13 protein-coding genes and 1 tRNA gene are annotated in these 17,225 nt (G+C 60.1%); 4 read left to right on the top strand and 10 right to left on the bottom strand.

From position 1 onward, the window contains the following. The first annotated feature begins 51 nt into the window (after positions 1–51). On the top strand, positions 52–1,314 hold the full coding sequence (locus BW14_RS08935; RefSeq protein ID WP_140464059.1) for a nucleoside hydrolase: 1,263 nt from the start codon (positions 52–54) through the stop codon (positions 1,312–1,314). 155 nt (positions 1,315–1,469) lie between these two features. Here the strand turns inward: BW14_RS08935 and BW14_RS08930 are convergent, their stop codons facing one another. The 6 genes from BW14_RS08930 to BW14_RS08905 all read right to left on the bottom strand — a co-directional run bounded on the left by BW14_RS08930 (position 1,470) and on the right by BW14_RS08905 (position 9,341). Then, on the bottom strand, positions 1,470–2,258 hold the full coding sequence (locus BW14_RS08930; protein ID WP_044090001.1) for an isoprenyl transferase: 789 nt from the start codon (positions 2,256–2,258) through the stop codon (positions 1,470–1,472). Positions 2,259–2,260: 2 nt separating this feature from the next. After that, positions 2,261–2,980, bottom strand: a complete 720-nt coding sequence (gene recO / locus BW14_RS08925) for a DNA repair protein RecO (protein WP_044090002.1) — start codon at positions 2,978–2,980, stop codon at positions 2,261–2,263. A gap of 137 nt (positions 2,981–3,117) precedes the next feature. Next, positions 3,118–4,833: an alpha/beta hydrolase family protein gene (locus tag BW14_RS08920; RefSeq protein WP_375137582.1), complete on the bottom strand. Its 1,716-nt coding sequence runs from the start codon at positions 4,831–4,833 to the stop codon at positions 3,118–3,120. 234 nt (positions 4,834–5,067) lie between these two features. Next, positions 5,068–6,279, bottom strand: coding sequence for a flavodoxin-dependent (E)-4-hydroxy-3-methylbut-2-enyl-diphosphate synthase (ispG, locus tag BW14_RS08915; RefSeq protein WP_140464061.1), 1,212 nt, complete (start codon positions 6,277–6,279; stop codon positions 5,068–5,070). A 57-nt stretch (positions 6,280–6,336) separates the two neighbouring features. Further along, the gene (gene dxr / locus BW14_RS08910; protein WP_140464063.1) at positions 6,337–7,527 is read right to left on the bottom strand and encodes a 1-deoxy-D-xylulose-5-phosphate reductoisomerase; all 1,191 of its coding nucleotides are present in this window, start codon (positions 7,525–7,527) and stop codon (positions 6,337–6,339) included. Next, a complete protein-coding gene (locus BW14_RS08905) occupies positions 7,524–9,341 on the bottom strand; it encodes a DivIVA domain-containing protein (protein WP_140464065.1) in 1,818 nt (605 codons plus the stop codon). The genes dxr and BW14_RS08905 overlap by 4 nt, the downstream gene beginning before the upstream one ends. A 373-nt stretch (positions 9,342–9,714) precedes the next feature. On the opposite strand from BW14_RS08905, the gene BW14_RS08900 reads away from it, so the two are divergent. Continuing rightward, on the top strand, positions 9,715–9,990 hold the full coding sequence (locus tag BW14_RS08900) for a type II toxin-antitoxin system RelE/ParE family toxin (RefSeq protein WP_044090007.1): 276 nt from the start codon (positions 9,715–9,717) through the stop codon (positions 9,988–9,990). Next, positions 9,962–10,264 carry a HigA family addiction module antitoxin gene (locus BW14_RS08895; RefSeq protein WP_044090008.1) on the top strand — a complete coding sequence of 101 codons (303 nt, stop codon included), beginning with the start codon at positions 9,962–9,964 and terminating at the stop codon, positions 10,262–10,264. The genes BW14_RS08900 and BW14_RS08895 overlap by 29 nt, the downstream gene beginning before the upstream one ends. A gap of 323 nt (positions 10,265–10,587) precedes the next feature. Here BW14_RS08895 and BW14_RS08890 read toward each other — a convergent pair. The 3 genes from BW14_RS08890 to BW14_RS08880 all read right to left on the bottom strand — a co-directional run bounded on the left by BW14_RS08890 (position 10,588) and on the right by BW14_RS08880 (position 13,434). Then, a tRNA-Val gene (locus tag BW14_RS08890) sits at positions 10,588–10,661 on the bottom strand. 1,426 nt (positions 10,662–12,087) lie between these two features. Beyond that, on the bottom strand, positions 12,088–12,504 hold the full coding sequence (locus BW14_RS08885) for a DUF3052 domain-containing protein (RefSeq protein WP_044090009.1): 417 nt from the start codon (positions 12,502–12,504) through the stop codon (positions 12,088–12,090). Positions 12,505–12,582: 78 nt separating this feature from the next. Continuing rightward, positions 12,583–13,434, bottom strand: a complete 852-nt coding sequence (locus BW14_RS08880; protein ID WP_044090010.1) for a S16 family serine protease — start codon at positions 13,432–13,434, stop codon at positions 12,583–12,585. A 185-nt stretch (positions 13,435–13,619) separates the two neighbouring features. On the opposite strand from BW14_RS08880, the gene BW14_RS08875 reads away from it, so the two are divergent. Next, complete coding sequence (locus BW14_RS08875) at positions 13,620–15,425, top strand: zinc-dependent metalloprotease (RefSeq protein WP_044090011.1); 1,806 nt, start codon at positions 13,620–13,622, stop codon at positions 15,423–15,425. 46 nt (positions 15,426–15,471) lie between these two features. Here the strand turns inward: BW14_RS08875 and BW14_RS08870 are convergent, their stop codons facing one another. After that, positions 15,472–17,052, bottom strand: a complete 1,581-nt coding sequence (locus BW14_RS08870; RefSeq protein WP_140490339.1) for an ATP-dependent helicase — start codon at positions 17,050–17,052, stop codon at positions 15,472–15,474. Between the last annotated feature and the right edge of the window lie 173 nt (positions 17,053–17,225).

Below are 17,225 nucleotides of genomic sequence, written 5' to 3'. Positions count from 1 at the left end.
TCGGCCGATAAGGTTATTCATAGCGGATTACGCTAACAAGGAGACGATTCTATGGTCCAATGTCCTGACCGCATTATTGCCAGCATAGATACGGGTGTTGATGATGCGTTGGCGTTGGCGTATTTGTTGGGGTCGACGGATGAGTGCGAGTTGGGTGGCGTGATTGCCAGTTATGGCAATGTGGATGCGAACACGGCTTATGCCAATACTTGCGCGGTGCTTGATTTGTTTGGTCGGGCGGATATTCCAGTGTTTTTAGGGTCTGAGCATCCTTCTTGGGCTGATGCGTTTATTCCTGATGCAGGGTGTGCCCAGTTCCACGGGGATGATGGACTGGGGAATACTCGGCTGGCAGGGTCCGGGGCTCTGGCTGATGGAGCTTGTGTGCCTGGTGATGATATGTCTGGTGATGATATGTCTGGTGATGATATGTCTGGTGATGATATGTCTGGTGATGATATGTCTGGTGATGATATGTCTGTGGATGTGCCCGATGAGGTTGTTTCTGTTGGCGGGTATTTGGCGGGGGATGTTCATGCTCATCCGGCGTTGGGTGCTTGTTCTCGTGTGAACCGCTCTCAGTCGGTGGACCATCCCCAGTCGGCTATGCCGACAGCTCTCGCCAGCGGGGGCAAAAGGAGGTGCTCCGTTGATGCTGCGGATGGGATTGAGTATCTGATTGAGCAGGTTCGCGAGTTTGGCCGAGACGTTACCGTGCTGGCTACCGGGCCGTTGACGGATGTGGATGCGGCTATTACTCGAGCACCGGATATTGCATCGAAACTCAGGCTGGTGATGATGGGCGGTACGCTTACCCAACCCGGTAATTGTTGGGATGCGGTAGCTGAGACGAATATCATCCAAGACCCTGAGGCCGCGAATCGTGTATTTCATTCCGGCGCAGACATCACAATGGTGGGACTTGATGTGACTCACCAGTGTTTGCTACCGCAATCGGCGGCCGACCGGTGGCGTGCGACGGGGACCAAGCGCGGGCGGTTCTTGGCTGATCTCGCGGACTTTTCCATCAAGGCAAATTTGGAAGCCGACCCCGCACTGTTCTCTGGCGGCATGCCGTTGCATGATCCGTTGGCGGCGGCGGTTGCACTTGATTCTTCACTGGTCGATTGTTTTGATCTTGCGTTGCGCGCGGAGACCAATACCGGTGATTTCAATGGAGTACGAGGCCGGACCACCGGAGACCCGGTTGGGCTGGTGAATCATTCCATGCCGCATGTGCATGTGGCACTTGGTGTGGATTCGGGACGTTTTTTGGATGAGTTTGTAGAGAGGATGGCTGAGGTGTGCCGGTAACTCCCCTCAGTCCGCTACACGGGCAGCTCGACCGCAATTACGGACAAGCTGCCGCTCGCATTCTTCTGGCTCGACTCTCGTCTCGCCTTCGCCTACAAACAGTCCACCGGGCGTTTGCTTTACGGCTCAGCCCGTCAGAGGGGGCCTAACAAGGACTATTTCACACCGCCGAATCGGCGATCGCGGTGGATGTAATGGTCGATGGAGCGCCATAGCACGTCACGGCCGCAGTCCGGGAAGAGTTCGGGCACGAAGTCGAGCTCGGCGTAGGCGGCCTCCCACGGCAGGAAGTTGGAGGTGCGCTGTTCGCCGGAAGTACGGATCACCAAGTCGCAATCGGGAATGTCCGGATTGTACAGATGGTCGGCAATCATCTTCTCAGTCACACGGTCGCCGGAAATCTTGCCATCGCGCACCTCGCGTGCGATCGCCGCACAGGCGTCGGCGATTTCGGCACGGCCGCCATAGTTGATGCAGAACACCACATCGATGACCTTGTTGTTCTTCGTGCGCTCCATCGCGACCTCAAGCTCGTCGATGACCGACTTCCACAGCTTCGGGCGGCGTCCGGACCAGCGCACGCGCACGCCCCAATCGTCCATCTGCGCCACGCGGCGGTGGATTATCTCACGCGAGAATCCCATGAGGAAACGCACCTCCTGCGGACTGCGCTTCCAGTTCTCGGTCGAGAACGTGTACAGGCTCAGATACCTCACACCCGCCTCGATCGCACCGGCAATGGTGTCGAACACCACCGGCTCCGCAGCCTGATGGCCGTTGGTGCGGATCATGCCGCGCTGCTTGGCCCAGCGGCCATTGCCGTCCATGATCACCCCCACATGACGGGGCACCTTGTCCTTAGGGAAATCGGGGATGCGGGACGGGTCGCTGAATGGCGCGGCGGGAATGTCCAATGACGTGTAATCAACGTTCTCAAAAGCCATACTCATGAATCTATCAAGCGCAGCGAACGAATCGGGCGCTCAAGGTAATACTCCGCCCAATCTTCAACCAACTCATGCGTGACACGCTCCAACGGGCCCGCATCCAGCACCGTCCAATCGCCCTGGATGAGCGCCCGGAACTCCCGTAGCGCACGTGGCGGGATGCGTCGGGCGTCCGTAGTGTGGTCGACCTCGCACATCACACCGCCGGAGGCTATGGACAGATACGCACAATCCGACTTGCCGCACACCACACATGTGTTGAGCCGGGGCTCCCACCCAGCCAGAGCCAACGCACGCATCACATAGGAACCGCTGATGGCGCGAGGCGCGTGCGCATGTTTGGCCAGCGCGTTCAATGCGCCAATCAGCAGCTGATACTGTTCAGCCCTACGTTCATGCTCGGTGCCGATGAGTTTGTCGACGGTTTCCACAATGACATTCGCCGCCTCATACGATTCGTAATCAGTGACGATGGCCGTGCCATAGGCCGCCACGGAGTCAGCTTGCGATACCACGTCAAGGGACCGTCCCTCAGCAATGAGCAGATCGGCTCGCATAAACGGTTCAAGTCGCGCGCCGAATCGCGATTTGGTGCGGCGCACCCCTTTTGCAACAGCACGAATCTTGCCGTGCCCCCGCGTCAGTATCGTGATGATGCGATCTGCCTCACCGAGTTTGGCGGTACGCAGAATCACGCCTTCATCCCGGTACAACGCCATGCCCGTCAGCCTCCATCCTCAACCTGCCAGCCTCCCTCATCATAGCGAATGGCGAATCGACGCTTGCATATGCGCCAACGCGAAGCCCCCCATGACGAAACCCCCATGACGAAGCCGAGCAGGGTACCGGGCCGGCATCAGTAGATGAACAGCCCCCAGAAGGCGAAGAACAACAGCACGTGCAGCATGGTGAACGTGACCAGCCAGAACAGCACGCGCCCGAATCGCGTGGAGGCGAGTACCGGTTCGGTGCCGGTGATGATACCTTTCATCGCCTCCTTGCGCGGCGGCCATTGAATCAGCCCACGGTGCCATGCCACTTCAATGAGTCGCATGAACACGCGGGACCATGCCCACAGCACCACGATGGAGACCACTTGGATCACAGGCCAGCTCCAATACATGACTCCTGGCGTTTCCGTGGGAGCGCCGCCCCAAGCCAGCTTGACCACTCCCATGATGACCTGTCCCAGACCGGCGAAGAAGATCAACAGCGCGGCGAGTGTCGTCAGCGTCAGACTCAGTAACGCGCTGCCGAAACCGTGCGCGAACCCCAGCACACGGGGTTTGGGAGGAACCGCAATCCCCTGACGTTTGGCATCACGCCGTTGTCTGCGCCATCGCGCATCAACCGTCAGCTGCCGAATCATGGCTACGCATGCAAGAATCGCCGAGGCAAGCAACAGCATCAGCATGGTGGCATGCAATATGACGCCGTATATGGTTCCCGCCGTCCGCGCTTTCAGTCCTGTGGGCAGTCCGATGGATTGGTAGAGGTCGATACCGGCCACCGGCTCACTGGTCTGTTTCAATCCGCTGGTGGTACCAACCGCCCAATCGATGAGATCATCGACATAGGCATCGGCGAATGGCGTGCCTTCCTCGGATTCATCCCCCAATCGAAGCACATGGTTGGCCACTGGATAGCTGCGCACGGTGACATTCCAGTTGCCAGCCTGATGCGCGTTGTAGAGGATGGCCCTCACTCCCTCCACTTGGGCTGTCATGACGTCCTTCGAACCGTATGCCACATACGTGGGTACGGAGTATGCCGTGGGGTTGAGCGTCGGCAGATCGAGATTGGTCAGGCCGAACAGTGAGGCATCCGCGCTGAACAGTCGTTGCACGATGGACTGGTATCCGTCATTGGCGCCAACCAAAGTGAAATCCTGGGTAATGAAGAAGCCCAGTGATTGACGCGGTGAGAACACCATCGGACTCAACAGGATCTGGAATGCGATGTCCGGATCATCGGCCAGCAAATACGAAGATATCCACGTGGATTCCGAGGTGGCGTATATGCCGACCTGATTGTCGTCCACATTGTCCATCGCGCGAACATATTTGACGACCTGATCATAGGCACGCGCGGAAGCGGGATAATCGCGATTGATGTCCGTCGTATCCCATACCGGCTTGTCGAGCACGGCAGTCACGAACCCTGCCGACGCCATGTCCGAGGCGACATCGCCGAAGGAATTGTCTGCCGTGCCATAACCGGCGCCATGCATGAACACCACGCCCGGATGTATGCCTCCGCTGTCCTTCGGCTCGCGAATGCGTACGGTGACCGCCTGCACACCGTCGGCGTTCGCCTTGTTTCGTTCGCCTTGTTCCTGGACGAGCGAACCGTCACGCGCTATATTCAGCACTACCTGTCGTTCGGAGACTTCATAACTTCCCTTGGATGGCAGCGTCCGCCCCTGGGGATTGTCGAAGACCACATCGGTGTCGTCGGTGAGCGCTGCCATGGATTGTCCGGTGGGCTCGATGTTCCACGGCACTGTGGTGATATTCGAGATCGATACGAGGATGCCGATGAGCATGATGAAAATGGGCAGGCTCACCGACATGCGTCGGCCCAAGCCCCACGGCCGGTATGGGACGGTCACCCGGTGTTCGTCATGCTCCTGCGATTGCGGCATGTGAAGCCATTGTAATCAGATGACGATATTTCGGCTCTCCGCTGAGGAAGAGCCGAACCATGTGCGACTTCAGTCCCGCAGCCCAGTGACATGGCAACGTCCCATCAGAGGGGCCAACACCACTCAAACAATTACGAGACAGACCAGTAGCGTTGTTTCGGCTCAGTGGCCGGGATGCTGGATGGGCACCACCACAGGACCTGTGGCATTGGCCGGCACCTTGCCTTCGGCTTCCATCTGTGCGGCGATGTCGTTGGCGATGGTCAGCAACGTATCCACGATCTGGTCTTCCGGCACGGTCTTGATGACCTTGCCCTTGATGAAGATCTGTCCTTTGCCGTTGCCGGACGCCACACCGAGGTCGGCTTCACGAGCCTCGCCAGGACCGTTGACGATGCAGCCCATGACGGCCACGCGAATCGGCGCAGTGATGTCCTTCAGACCTTCGGTGACCGCGGAGGCAAGCTGAATCACATCAACCTGGGCACGTCCGCAGCTCGGGCACGAGATGATGTCGAACTTGCGCGGGCGCAATCCCATGTATTCCAGCAGTTTGCAGCCGACCTTGACTTCCTCGACCGGAGGCGCGGAGAGGGAGACTCGAATCGTATCTCCTATGCCTTCAGCCAGCAAGGCGCCGAACGCCAGACACGATTTGATGGTGCCCTGCCAAGCGGGGCCCGCCTCGGTGACACCGAGGTGCAGCGGCCAGTCGCCTTTGGATGCCAGGAGACGATAGGTCTCCACCATCGTGATCACATCATGGTGTTTGACGGAAATCTTGAAATCATGGAAACCGACATCCTCGAACATGTGCGCTTCCTTGAGCGCGGAGGCGACCAACGCCTCGGGGGTCGGGCCGCCGTATTTGGCGTACAGAGCCTTGTCGAGCGATCCGGCGTTCACACCGATGCGCAGCGAGATACCGGCGTCGGTCGCCGCCTTGCATATGGAGGGGCCGACTTCGTCGAATTTGCGGATGTTGCCGGGGTTCACACGCACCGCCGCACATCCGGCGTCGATGGCCTGGAACACGTACTTCGACTGGAAATGGATGTCGGCGATGACCGGAATGGGGGATTTCCGGCAGATTTCCGGCAATGCGTCGGCATCGTCCTGACTTGGCACCGCCACTCGGACGATGTCGCATCCCGCTGCGGTCAGTTCGGCGATCTGCTGCAAGGTGGCGCCCACATTCGCCGTGAGCGTATTGGTCATCGACTGCACCGAAATGGGCGCACCCCCACCGACCGGTACCGGACCGACCATGATGCGACGGGATTTGCGTCGTGGATGCAACGGCGACTCACTGGTCAACGCAACCGGGTCGCCGGTCTTGCGAAATGGTTTGGCAACAGGGATTTCCGTGTTCAACAGGTCTCTCCTCAGACATGCAGCTATAGGCTATGAGCTCTTTCAGCCCCTCGTACGCTATTGCCTGTTTATCAGGTCGTCCGCCCGGCGGCGCGCCTCGCACTCGAGTTGGTTCATTTCCTCCACGTCGTTGAACAGCGGGTTACCGCGGAGTTCCGCATCCATCTCGTCGAGTACGGCCTTGACCGTGTCCACAATGCCCAGGTACGGGAGGCGATGGTCAAGGAAGGCGTGCACCGCTTGTTCGTTGGCGGCGTTCAGGACAGCCGTATGCTTTTCCGACGCGGACAGGCAGTGGCGGGCAAGCTGCACCGCAGGGAACGCCTCATTGTCCAATGGCTCAAACGTCCAAGTGGCGGCTTTCGTCCAGTCGCATGCCACGGCCACGTTGTCCATGCGGTCGGGCGCGGACAGGCCCAGTGCGATGGGCAGACGCATATCGGGCGGCGAGGCCTGACCGATGGTGGCGCCATCGCTGAATTCCACCATCGAGTGCACGATGGATTGCGGATGGACAGTCACTTCGATGCGGTCGGGCGCAATGTCGAACAGACGTGAGGCCTCAATGACCTCAAGCCCCTTGTTCATCAGCGTCGAGGAGTTGATTGTCACCACCGGCCCCATATTCCATGTGGGGTGATGCAGCGCCTGTTCAGGAGTGATGTGCTCCATGTCGGCGCGCTTCCAGCCGCGGAATGGTCCGCCGGAGGCCGTGACCACCAGCTTGGACACTTCGGCATGGGTCCCGGAACGCAGTGACTGCCAGATGGCGGAATGTTCGGAATCCACCGGGTTGATCTGTGCCTCGCGCACTTGGGCGCCGAACAGCAGATGACCGCCTGCAACCACTGATTCCTTATTGGCCAATGCCAACTGGGAACCGGCATGAAGCGCCGCGATGGATGGTTCCAATCCGATGGAACCGGTGATGCCGTTCAGCACCACATCGGCACCTGAGGCGGCAAGTGCGATGACCGCATCCGAGCCACCGCTCACATGCGTGCCCTTGGCACCGGCCTGAACCAGCGCCTCTTCGAGTTCCTTGACCTTGGACGCGTCGAAAACCGCGACTTCGGGAACATGGAATTGCGCGGCCTGACGGGCGAGCAGTTCCACATGAGCTCCGCCGGCAGCCAGACCGGTAACGGTGAAACGTTCCGGGTGGCGTGCAATGACATCTAGACCTTGCGTGCCTATGGATCCAGTGGATCCCAGAAGCACGACGCTGCGAATGGAGACCTCGCTCACTGTTCCTTCTTAGTATCGTCGTCGTTCAGAGTGGGGAATGACAAATCGGGGATGGAGACTCCCAGATCATCGTCAAAGTTCGGGATCAATGGGAATAACGTGCTGTATTTCGTCTCGTGTTGATTGTCCGGCTTCTCCGCAGCCGGCAGCTCGGATGCGGGCTGGCCGGTTGGTGATTGTGGTTCCACCGGAGACTGGGTTCCGACATGCGTTGCAGGAGCGCTCTGTGGAGCGGACTGTGCTGCGAACTGTGCGACGACCGGCACCGCAACGGACCCGGTATTGCGCTCAGGCTTGACGGCGGGAGCGAAGGACACCGGCATAGCAGACGGTGCCGGAGTCGCCGGCTGCACGGCAGGAGCCACAGGTGATGCCGCGTGTGATGCCGCAGCCGATTGCGCCTGTGGCGCCGGCTGTTCGGCCGGCGTGAACGTATTCACGGCGTTCGCGACATTCGCTGCGGGCTCAGTGCTCAGTTTCAATGCGCTCGGAGTATTGAGGCTGGGCATCTTCGGCGTGAACGAAGAGGCATCCACAGCGGGCAGCTCCTGGGAGACCTCGGCCATGTGCGCCAATGCGGCGAGCGAAGGGTTGCTGTCTGTCAGATTCCTGTTCATGGGCTGTGAGCCAGCCTGAGCAGCAGGTTCGACGACGGTTGCAGCGGGCTTGGGCTCCGGCGCAAAGGACGGAGGAACCTGATTTGCCAATTCCGCAGAGTCATGGCGCACGGTTGTCGGGACGACCGCAGGTGCGTCAGGAGACGGGGACGGCACCGGCAACGCCTGACGATACCGCTGAATCGACGGGGACGATACAGCCGTGGGCTGCACAGTCGGGGACTGAACAACCGACTGCGCTGACAAAGGTGCCTGAACCGGCACAGCAGATGCACTCGGGGTGACCGGCACCTGATTGACGGTCTTCGGCGTATAAGCGGAGGGCGCTGAGCCGGATGCGCCCGTCTGTCCCTCGGCCTGGGCTGTTGCGGGAGCAGGGAACAGATTCTGTTCGGCCTGACGAAGCGCGTCAAACGACTCCCCCGTCACGGCCGCAGCCGCCTGAGGCGCGGCAACCGTGGACCGCTGTGCGTCATTCGCAATAAGCGGGGTCACCTGACCGGAGGCTTCATGGGAGGCACCTGTCGACTGGTTTGCCGAAGCACCGCCGTTGGCGACATAATCGCTGATGCGCGCGTAGGATTCGATCCTGCTCAGCAGTTGGACGCACACATTGAGGAAGTAATCGACCTGACGTTCATCGTATCCTTTTTTGCCCTTGCGCTGCGTGAAAATGACATTGTTCACGGCATCGGCATTCAGGTCGGCAAGACCTTTGACATCGTTCTGGGTGACGCCATCGACGCCAAGAGCTGCGGCTGCCTTGTCCACCACCTGATCGGCAATGCGGTCGACCTGTTTCTTGTCATAGGACGGTTGCTTGGGAGCACCTGGCTTGAATCGCTCCCGTGGGGCGCGCTCCACATGGGATGCGACCTTCTGATACAGCTTTTCCGTCTGCGCCTTCCATGCCACACGACCCTGCTGCCCAATCTCCCAAGCAGTCTGCTTATCGACCACGGCCTGTTCAAGACGGTGCAGCGCCGCGTCGACTTGGCTGATGACATATCCATCCTTGGCCAATTCAAAGGAGACGGATTGAATGTCCTGCTGCGTAAGGTTGATGCCTTCGCTGTCATACAAGGTGTGGGCGCGTTCCAGGAAAGCATCCACCTGTGCGGTGTCGTATCCCAGCTTGCGCTTGCCCGCACGTGCGATTCCGGCTTTGCCATCCCCTTCACGAAGTTTCTTCGCCATCGCCAGATCAACCTCCTGCTGAATAAAACACTCTGCTCACAACTGTACGTGAGCGTTACGACTCAGTGATGAAGGCGGACGGAATCGACACAAAAGGTGGGCAATGAGGGACTCGAACCCCGGCCGCCAAATCGCAGGCAGGCAAACGGCGTCTCACAATCACGCAGCAACAAGCTGGCGATTATCGCCGCCCCGACCGCCGGACGCAGAAACCAGCAATGGGAAGCACCCGCCACAAAGCATCCAACGAAAAAGTCCCACTGCCCATTGAGCCTGAAAATGTCATAGGAATGGGTCACGCATACTTAAGGTCGCGTCACGGTATCCACTGCCACCACTTGACGATACTAACGCACCGTGTTAGTATCGTTGTGTGAGAACGAGAGACGGGGAGCTCAACGACTTCCTCTACGGTGGCCGCTACCCCAAGAAGTATCCGGCGGGACTCGAGCGCGCCCTCATGCGGAAGCTCCAGATACTCAAGGCATCCCGCGAGCTGCACGACCTCAAAGTGCCGCCCGGCAACCGGCTCGAACCCCTGAAGGGCGACTGGAGTATTCGCGTCAACCAGCAATGGCGTCTCGTGTTCCAATGGGACGACGACAACAAGGAGGCCACCGATGTCTACTTCGACGACTACCACAAATGACTACTACAGCACCCCCGGCGAAATCCTCGACGAGGAGTTCCTCCAGCCGCTCGGCATCAGCCGATACCGGCTCGCCAAGAGCATCGGCGTGAGCGAGACCGCCATCGGCGAGATCGTCAATGGCAAGCGCCGCATCTCCACCCCCATGGCGTGGCGTCTCGGCAAGGCGCTCGGCACCACGCCCGACTTCTGGGCGAACCTCCAGACCGACTACGACCTCCTGACCTTCGACCCCAGCACCCTTGGAGACATCCGCCCGCTCGCCGAAGTCTGAACATGACCGGTACCACCTTGGCACTGCGGAAAAACACTGCCAAACCCTGCTGAACAAACATTGAAACAAAACAGACCAGCCGCTTGACATCACACGCGACTACCCGCTCGGGCCAAGAGACAAACCGGCAGCCGCATGACATCGACACGACGCATGTGTCAACCATACCCCAGGACATGCCGTCAACCATGCTCCGACACATGCGTCATTTAGGCCCCGAGACATTACACCAGTGATTTCGCGTGATATCCAGTGAAAACAGAAAAGCCGCTCAGCCCTACTCCCATAAGGCGGAAGCGGCTTTTAATGCATTTTCGACAAGGTGGGCAATGAGGGACTCGAACCCCCGACATCCACCGTGTAAAGGTGGCGCTCTAACCAACTGAGCTAATTGCCCGCAACTGTCCACAATAGCGCATTACCGGCACAGCGTGTCAACCCCGATGTCTACCGGCGTGCCGCAGTGATTGCGGCACGCCCGCTTCCGCTATCCCGGCACCGGAATATCGTGAACTTGGTTTTTCAGGTGATCCTCTAGTGGTCTGTCTCGTAAACAATTGAGGGATTCAACAATCTCGCAAGGGCAGACTGGGGACTCATCGGGCGACAATCGGTATCAGCCACTTCGCGCAAGGCACATCATGAATCATCTTTTGCCAGCAAGCGGCGGGTGATACCGCACGCTGTACTGATGCCCGCGTCGGGCCGTGCTTAAGCCCCGGGCTCCATTTTTTGCCGCCGAGAGCGGCCCTTGCGCCGACAGGCGCTTTCGCGGTTCGACGCCCCACACTTCTCTCCAGGTCTTTTCTCACTCAACGTACTTGACGGACACTCAACGCACGTTAAGTGAGACGACATAGCGGGTGCTTGTGCTGCACCTTGTGCCACAGCGCCGCAAATAATGCGATATCGCGCTGGCGCGGCGGCATCCACGATGATCCGCGATGATTCATCACCCGTACCGCAAACAAGAATGGCGGAATTCCAAGGATCATCTGATCCGCGCATGAGAAGAGAACAAGGCCGGTCCGTCACGCGAGCCCCAAACGGCTCGAATCGCACTACCATGGCACACGGAACATACGCATGGCATACGATACGCGCTCACGGCGGCATCCCATACACCAATTTGCCGCATAGGAACGGCGCAAACGCACCGAATCCGTCCCGGAAAGCCTGAAAACTGCTGAATCGCACTTCAGGGACACGAAAACCCGTCCCGGAAGCCTAATTCGGCCCGTTTCGTCGTTCCGGGGACGGATCCTCCCGCGCCACGTCGATCGCCGCCCGGAAGGAATGGCGGAATTCCAAGGATTCCCAACCCCCGCCGCACACACGTCACAGGCGCAGGCACACGAAACCCGTCCCGGAAGTGCGAAAACGGCAGAATCGCATTTCCAGGACACGAAAACCAGTCCCTGAAGCCCGAAAACGGCTGAACCGCTCTTCAGAGACACGAGAATCCGTCTCTGAACCCATGTTCAAGGCCATGTTCAGGTATCAGGACGGATCAGCCAGGCAATCGGCCGAGGATACGGATGATCCATGCAATCGATTCACCCGTTCGGCACCAAACCTAGTGGTCCGTCTCACCAATAACCGAGGGATCCGGCTTCCATCTCTCCCCCAGTCAGCTTCGCTGACAGCCCGTCCTGCAATTACGGACGTGCTACGCGCGGCATCCAACTGGCTCGCCTGCCGGCTCGCACGTTGCCTACAAACAGCTCCGCTGTCTGCTTCACGGCAACGTCCATCAGAGGGGGGTAATGGGCAAGCACCACTCAGACAATGACGTGACGGGCCACTAAGCCCGAGACCATCGGTCAGCGTCCTTTGCCGAAGGCGCGCAGTCGGATGCCGTTCCAATCCTTGCTGACGGTAAGCGGGGTGGCTGCATTCATGCCTGCAGTCTGCGCCGCGGACTGCACAGTGGAGGAGCTTGCGGCACCGGGGCGCCCCGGCTTGGGAGTCAGCACCCACAGCGGACCATCGTCATCGAGCACGGCGCATGCGTCGACGATGGTGTCGGACAGCTCGTCTTCGTCATCGCCATCGCGCCACCACAGAATGACGCCATCCACGGAGGAATTGTAATCCTCATCCACGAGTTCCTCGCCAGTACGCTCTTCGATCTTGGCGCGGATGGAATCATCCACGTCGTCGTCCCAGAGCCACTCCTGGACGATGTCTCCAGGCTTAAATCCAAATTCTTCAGCGTTCTGTGATGCCGTTTGATTCACAGAGGCAACATTAGCAAGTCTCGGGGAACAAACGCGTTAATTTCACCGAAACATCTCGCTCAGTGACCATGTTTGCGATTATGCCGAGCAATGCGGCAGACTGTCACCCCTACCTTGCCCGATGGCTACCAAAGCTTGGTACGCCTCATCCAAGGTTGCGACCTTGACGTCCCGCACCCCTTGCGGCACATGCCCTACGGCCTCGTCGCAGTTGCCGGACGGCGTAAGGAACCATGTGGCGCCATCGCGTTTGGCGGCGAGCATCTTCAGACGAACGCCGCCGATTCTGCCGACCTTGCCTTTAGAGTCGATCGTGCCGGTGCCGGCGATGACGTGTCCGCCGCTTTCCTCCGCTGCCGTGAGCTTGTCGATGAGACCCAAGGCATACATCATGCCGGCCGAAGGACCGCCGATTTTGTCGACATGCATGGTCACGCTGACCTTGTCCAGCGCGGATACGTCGATTCCCAGCTCGCTTGCGTGGTTTTTCGCATATGCGATCCCCACTTCTCCGGCCGTGTCCTGCGAACCGGACATATCGGCATCGACCTCCTGCTGGTATTCGTCTGCGGTCTGTCCGACCGGGACCACCGCCTCACGGGGCATGACCTCCACATGTGGATTCGCCCATCCCCAAACCGCCTGCGCGTTGACGATCGGATACCCGGGCACACCCGACGCGCTCACCGTGACCAGGAGCAACTTGCCTGAATCCTTGTACGTCGCCACACCTTCGCCGGAGACATCAATCACATCGCCCTCATCTACCTTGCCCAGCACATCCTGGGTTGGACCGGGCATCTCGATAACGTAGGGGCTGGGCAGCAGCAACACCACCACAGCGAGCGCCACCGCCACGGCACCCGTGAAATACCTTGGCGAACGGCCGGCGACATACGACCTGAATCGTGCGAACCATCGTGCAAACATAAGCAACAGTGTAGGCAATGGGCGGCAGCGCGGACAACGGGCCGCACCACTCCGGCGCCGCAAACCGTCACCGGGATGCCCGGCATCCGCTCGCCTCAGGCGAACGGGCGCGGGCACCGCCTACACTTGAGGTAATCCAATCTCGGGGTGTGCGAGACGTATGCCGCAGCAACAGAAGGACACGCATGGACGACAACGCGATTCACGAATGGTTGATCAAATGCTTCGGCCCTATCCAAGGTGAGATGGCATGGCAGCAGATCAGTCAGCTGCCGGAGGAGATACGGGAACAATTGATGAGCCAGGATCCCAGCCGCCTGCCAGACCCCTCCGAAGTGCAGCAGATGATGGCCGCGTTCAGCGCGGGCGGGCTCAACACCATGTCCGACATGCAGCGCACGGTGGAGGAAGGGCCCATCAATGTGAAGCTCGCCAAGTCCATCGCATTGCAGCAGGCCAATGCCTCGGGCTCCGAGTCCAGCGTGTCTGCCGTGGACGGCGAGGCCGCACGTCGTGCGATGAGCGAGGCCAACCTGTGGCTAGACACCGCATGCGAATTCAATCCAGCCCCGGGAGAGCCGGATGTGCTGACCCGCGCCGGATGGGTGGAAGGCACCATCGACCAGTGGGCTAAGTTCGCCTCCCCGGTGGCCGAGTCGATGAACGACGCGCTGGCTTCGGTTATCTCGGAGCGTCTGGGCGGCATGTTCGGCGACGGCACCGGGGAAATCGCCGGCATGTTCGCCGGTCCTGTCCCCATTCCGATTCCTGATGGCATGAAGGACCCGGCTCAGCTGATGAAACTCTTGGGCAACACCTCGTTCGCCATGCAGCTCGGACATGCTGCAGGCAATCTCAGCCATGAGGTGCATGGCAGTTTCGATCAGGGCATCGCCCTGTTGCAGAATCCGGCCGGCGGTCTGATCGCACAGAACGCCACCGAGTATGCGGCCATGCTGAACGGCCAGGCTCAGCAGGATCCAATCCAGCAGGACACTGCGGGTGATGGGTCGAATGACGCAGACTCCCACTATCCGGCTGGCTTCACCTCAGCGCAATCTCACAATTCTGACACCAACACCGATTCGGATGCCGGCCCGCAGACACCATCAGAGGCCGGCAGCGGAGATGACGCATCAGACGCCGACGATCTCGACGCCCAGTTTGCGGCGGCATTCGCCGATTTCAACATGACCGAACACATTCCGGAATCCGAAGTGCTGTCCTTCCTTGCCCTGCAGGAGATGGCACATGCCCGGCTGTACGCCTCAGTACCATGGCTGATGCCCCGGTTTGAGGCGCTGATCGGCAAATACGCCCGTGGCATTTCCATCGATCTGGATGCCATGGAGGAGCAGCTGCGCGACGCCACGTCGATGGATCCGGAGTCGATCTCTGGGGCTGTGAACCTCACCAAAGTCGGCATTCCCGACACCCCGGAGCAACGCGAGGCACTGGCTTCGCTGGAATCGCTGCTGGCGATGGTCGAAGGCTGGGTGGACTGCGTCGTGTGGCGCGCCGGCATGGCGCATCTACCGCATATCGAGCAGCTGCGTGAGATGATGCGTCGCGAACGCGCCATGGGAGGCCCCGCCGAACGCACCTTCGAGAGTCTGCTCGGCATGCAGCTGCGTCCGAAGCGCATGCGCGAAGCAGCGGGATTGTGGGAGATGATCACTGCAGCCGAAGGCCCCGAAGGCCGCGACGCCAAATGGTCGCATCCCGATCTGCTGCCGACGCTGCCCGCCGAACAGGGTGCCGGCCGGCAGGACGATGGCGCCGGCGCTGGTTCCGGCACCGGCGCGTCACAGGCCTCATCTGCCGGTCATCCAGCCGCCGAGGGCAAATCAGCAGATATCGACTGGGATGCCGAGCTGTCGAAACTGCTCGATGAGGACGGTGATAAGGGCGGAAACAACGACAACACCGACCATACGGACGGCACGGACCAAACAGACGGTACTACCAGCGGCACCAACGGCACCAAGTAGCTGACAAGCTGCAATCGATACCGGTCAGGCGATTGCGGCTTCGGCGCTAGAGGAACCGGGACGGGCGGCGCTGTTGGGCGCCGTATCCGTCCTTGGTCCTCGCAAATGACAGATGCAGCGAATCCTGGGCGCGCGTGATGGCGACGTACATCAAACGACGCTCCTCCTCCAGCAGCTCGCCCCAATCGGGCGCACCATATGGCAGCAGCCCTTCCGAACATCCGACAAGGAACACGTGGTCGAATTCCAGACCTTTGGCCGCGTGAATGGTGGAGATGGTGACCCCTGGATCATCCTTGGCCACGTCTCCGGCACCATCCAGCCCCATAGCCTCCAGCAAGGCCTGACGCGATGCCGCATCAGTGGACAGCGCCGAGGTCTGCCATCCCGAATCCTTGCGGACCCGGAACCGCAGACCGTATTGACGGAGGGCGGCGCCGAACACCGGCTGTTGCGCATTGATGCGCGTCAGAATCGCGCAATCCGATGGCTTGGCCCCGTTGCGCACCAGCCGGTCGATACGCGCCGCCACCCCCTGTGCTTCCTCAAGATCGGTGTCGTAGGCGGTCCTCGACACTTTGGCGCCTGAATCACGAGCGGACACGAGTCTCAGATAGTCCTGACGATTTGGCGCCGCGGCAAGCACCGCATTGGCCAAGGACACGACTTCGGGCGTCGAACGATAATCCGTGTTGAGATCGACGTCCGCGGCAAGCGGCCCGAATTCATCGGAGAAACGAAGCAGATCCCAGCTTGAGGCCCCGGCGAACGAGTAGATGGTCTGTGCCGGATCACCGACGACGCACACATTCCGGTTCAGCGCGGCCTTCCCCTCAGCTCCCCCGCCGCCGAGCCACAGCATCATGAGCCGATGCTGCAATGGCGACACATCCTGGTACTCATCGACCGTCAGCCATCCGATGGTGGATCGGATCTGCGCCGCCGCTTCCGGAAAATCGTCCATGATATGGCATACCAGCAGCAGGATATCGTCGAAATCGATCTCCCCCCTAGAGGTCTTCTCCCGCTCATAGGCGGCATAGATGTCGACGAACCGTTGAGGGGACAGCCCTGCCGGAGGCATGCGCTTGGCCGCAACGATCACACGCCCGTAATCCTCAGGAGCGACCAAGGACACCTTCGCCCAGTTGATTTCAGCCAGAACATCCCTGACGGTGATGGGATCGGTGTCCGCGTTGGCCGTCACCCGCGTGATGGCGCGTGATGCCACATCACGCTGGTCCTCGATCAGGTGCGGGAACGGCGCCTCGCACACGTCGGCCCACACACTGTTGAGCTGATGCAGTGCGGCGGAATGGAAGGTCGCAGCCGTCACGCCTGCCGCATCCGGTGATCCCGGTCGTCCGCCATGGGCCGATGCGCCGGCGAGCCCCAGCTGATGCAGACGGGCACGCATTTCCGCCGCCGCCTTTACCGAGAACGTGACCGCAAGCGTCCTTTCGGGCCGCCACGCTCCTGTGGCGCAGGCATAGGCGATACGACGGGTGACGGTTCGCGTCTTGCCTGCGCCCGCCCCGGCGATGATGCGCACTGGACCGTTGAGCGTCGTGGCCGCCATACGTTGCCGCTCGTCAAGTCCTTCAAGAATCCGCTGCGCATGTTCCATATCTCCATTGTGGCACGTCAATCCCTTCGCCAATCCCCTCATCGATGCTTTCGTCGATTCCTTCGTCGACCCCTCCAAGAAAGCGGACGAATGGCGTCTCATAGCCGCAGACGTCCGATTCACGGACTTTTCGCCCCGTGCCGCACCACTGAAACACCAGACATGTATTAGTG

Source organism: Bifidobacterium sp. UTBIF-68, assembly GCF_006408855.1.
GTDB classification, from domain to species: domain Bacteria; phylum Actinomycetota; class Actinomycetes; order Actinomycetales; family Bifidobacteriaceae; genus Bifidobacterium; species Bifidobacterium reuteri.
The sequence above is the reverse complement of the archived record's forward strand: the minus strand, read 5'-3'. Positions and strand labels throughout refer to the sequence as shown.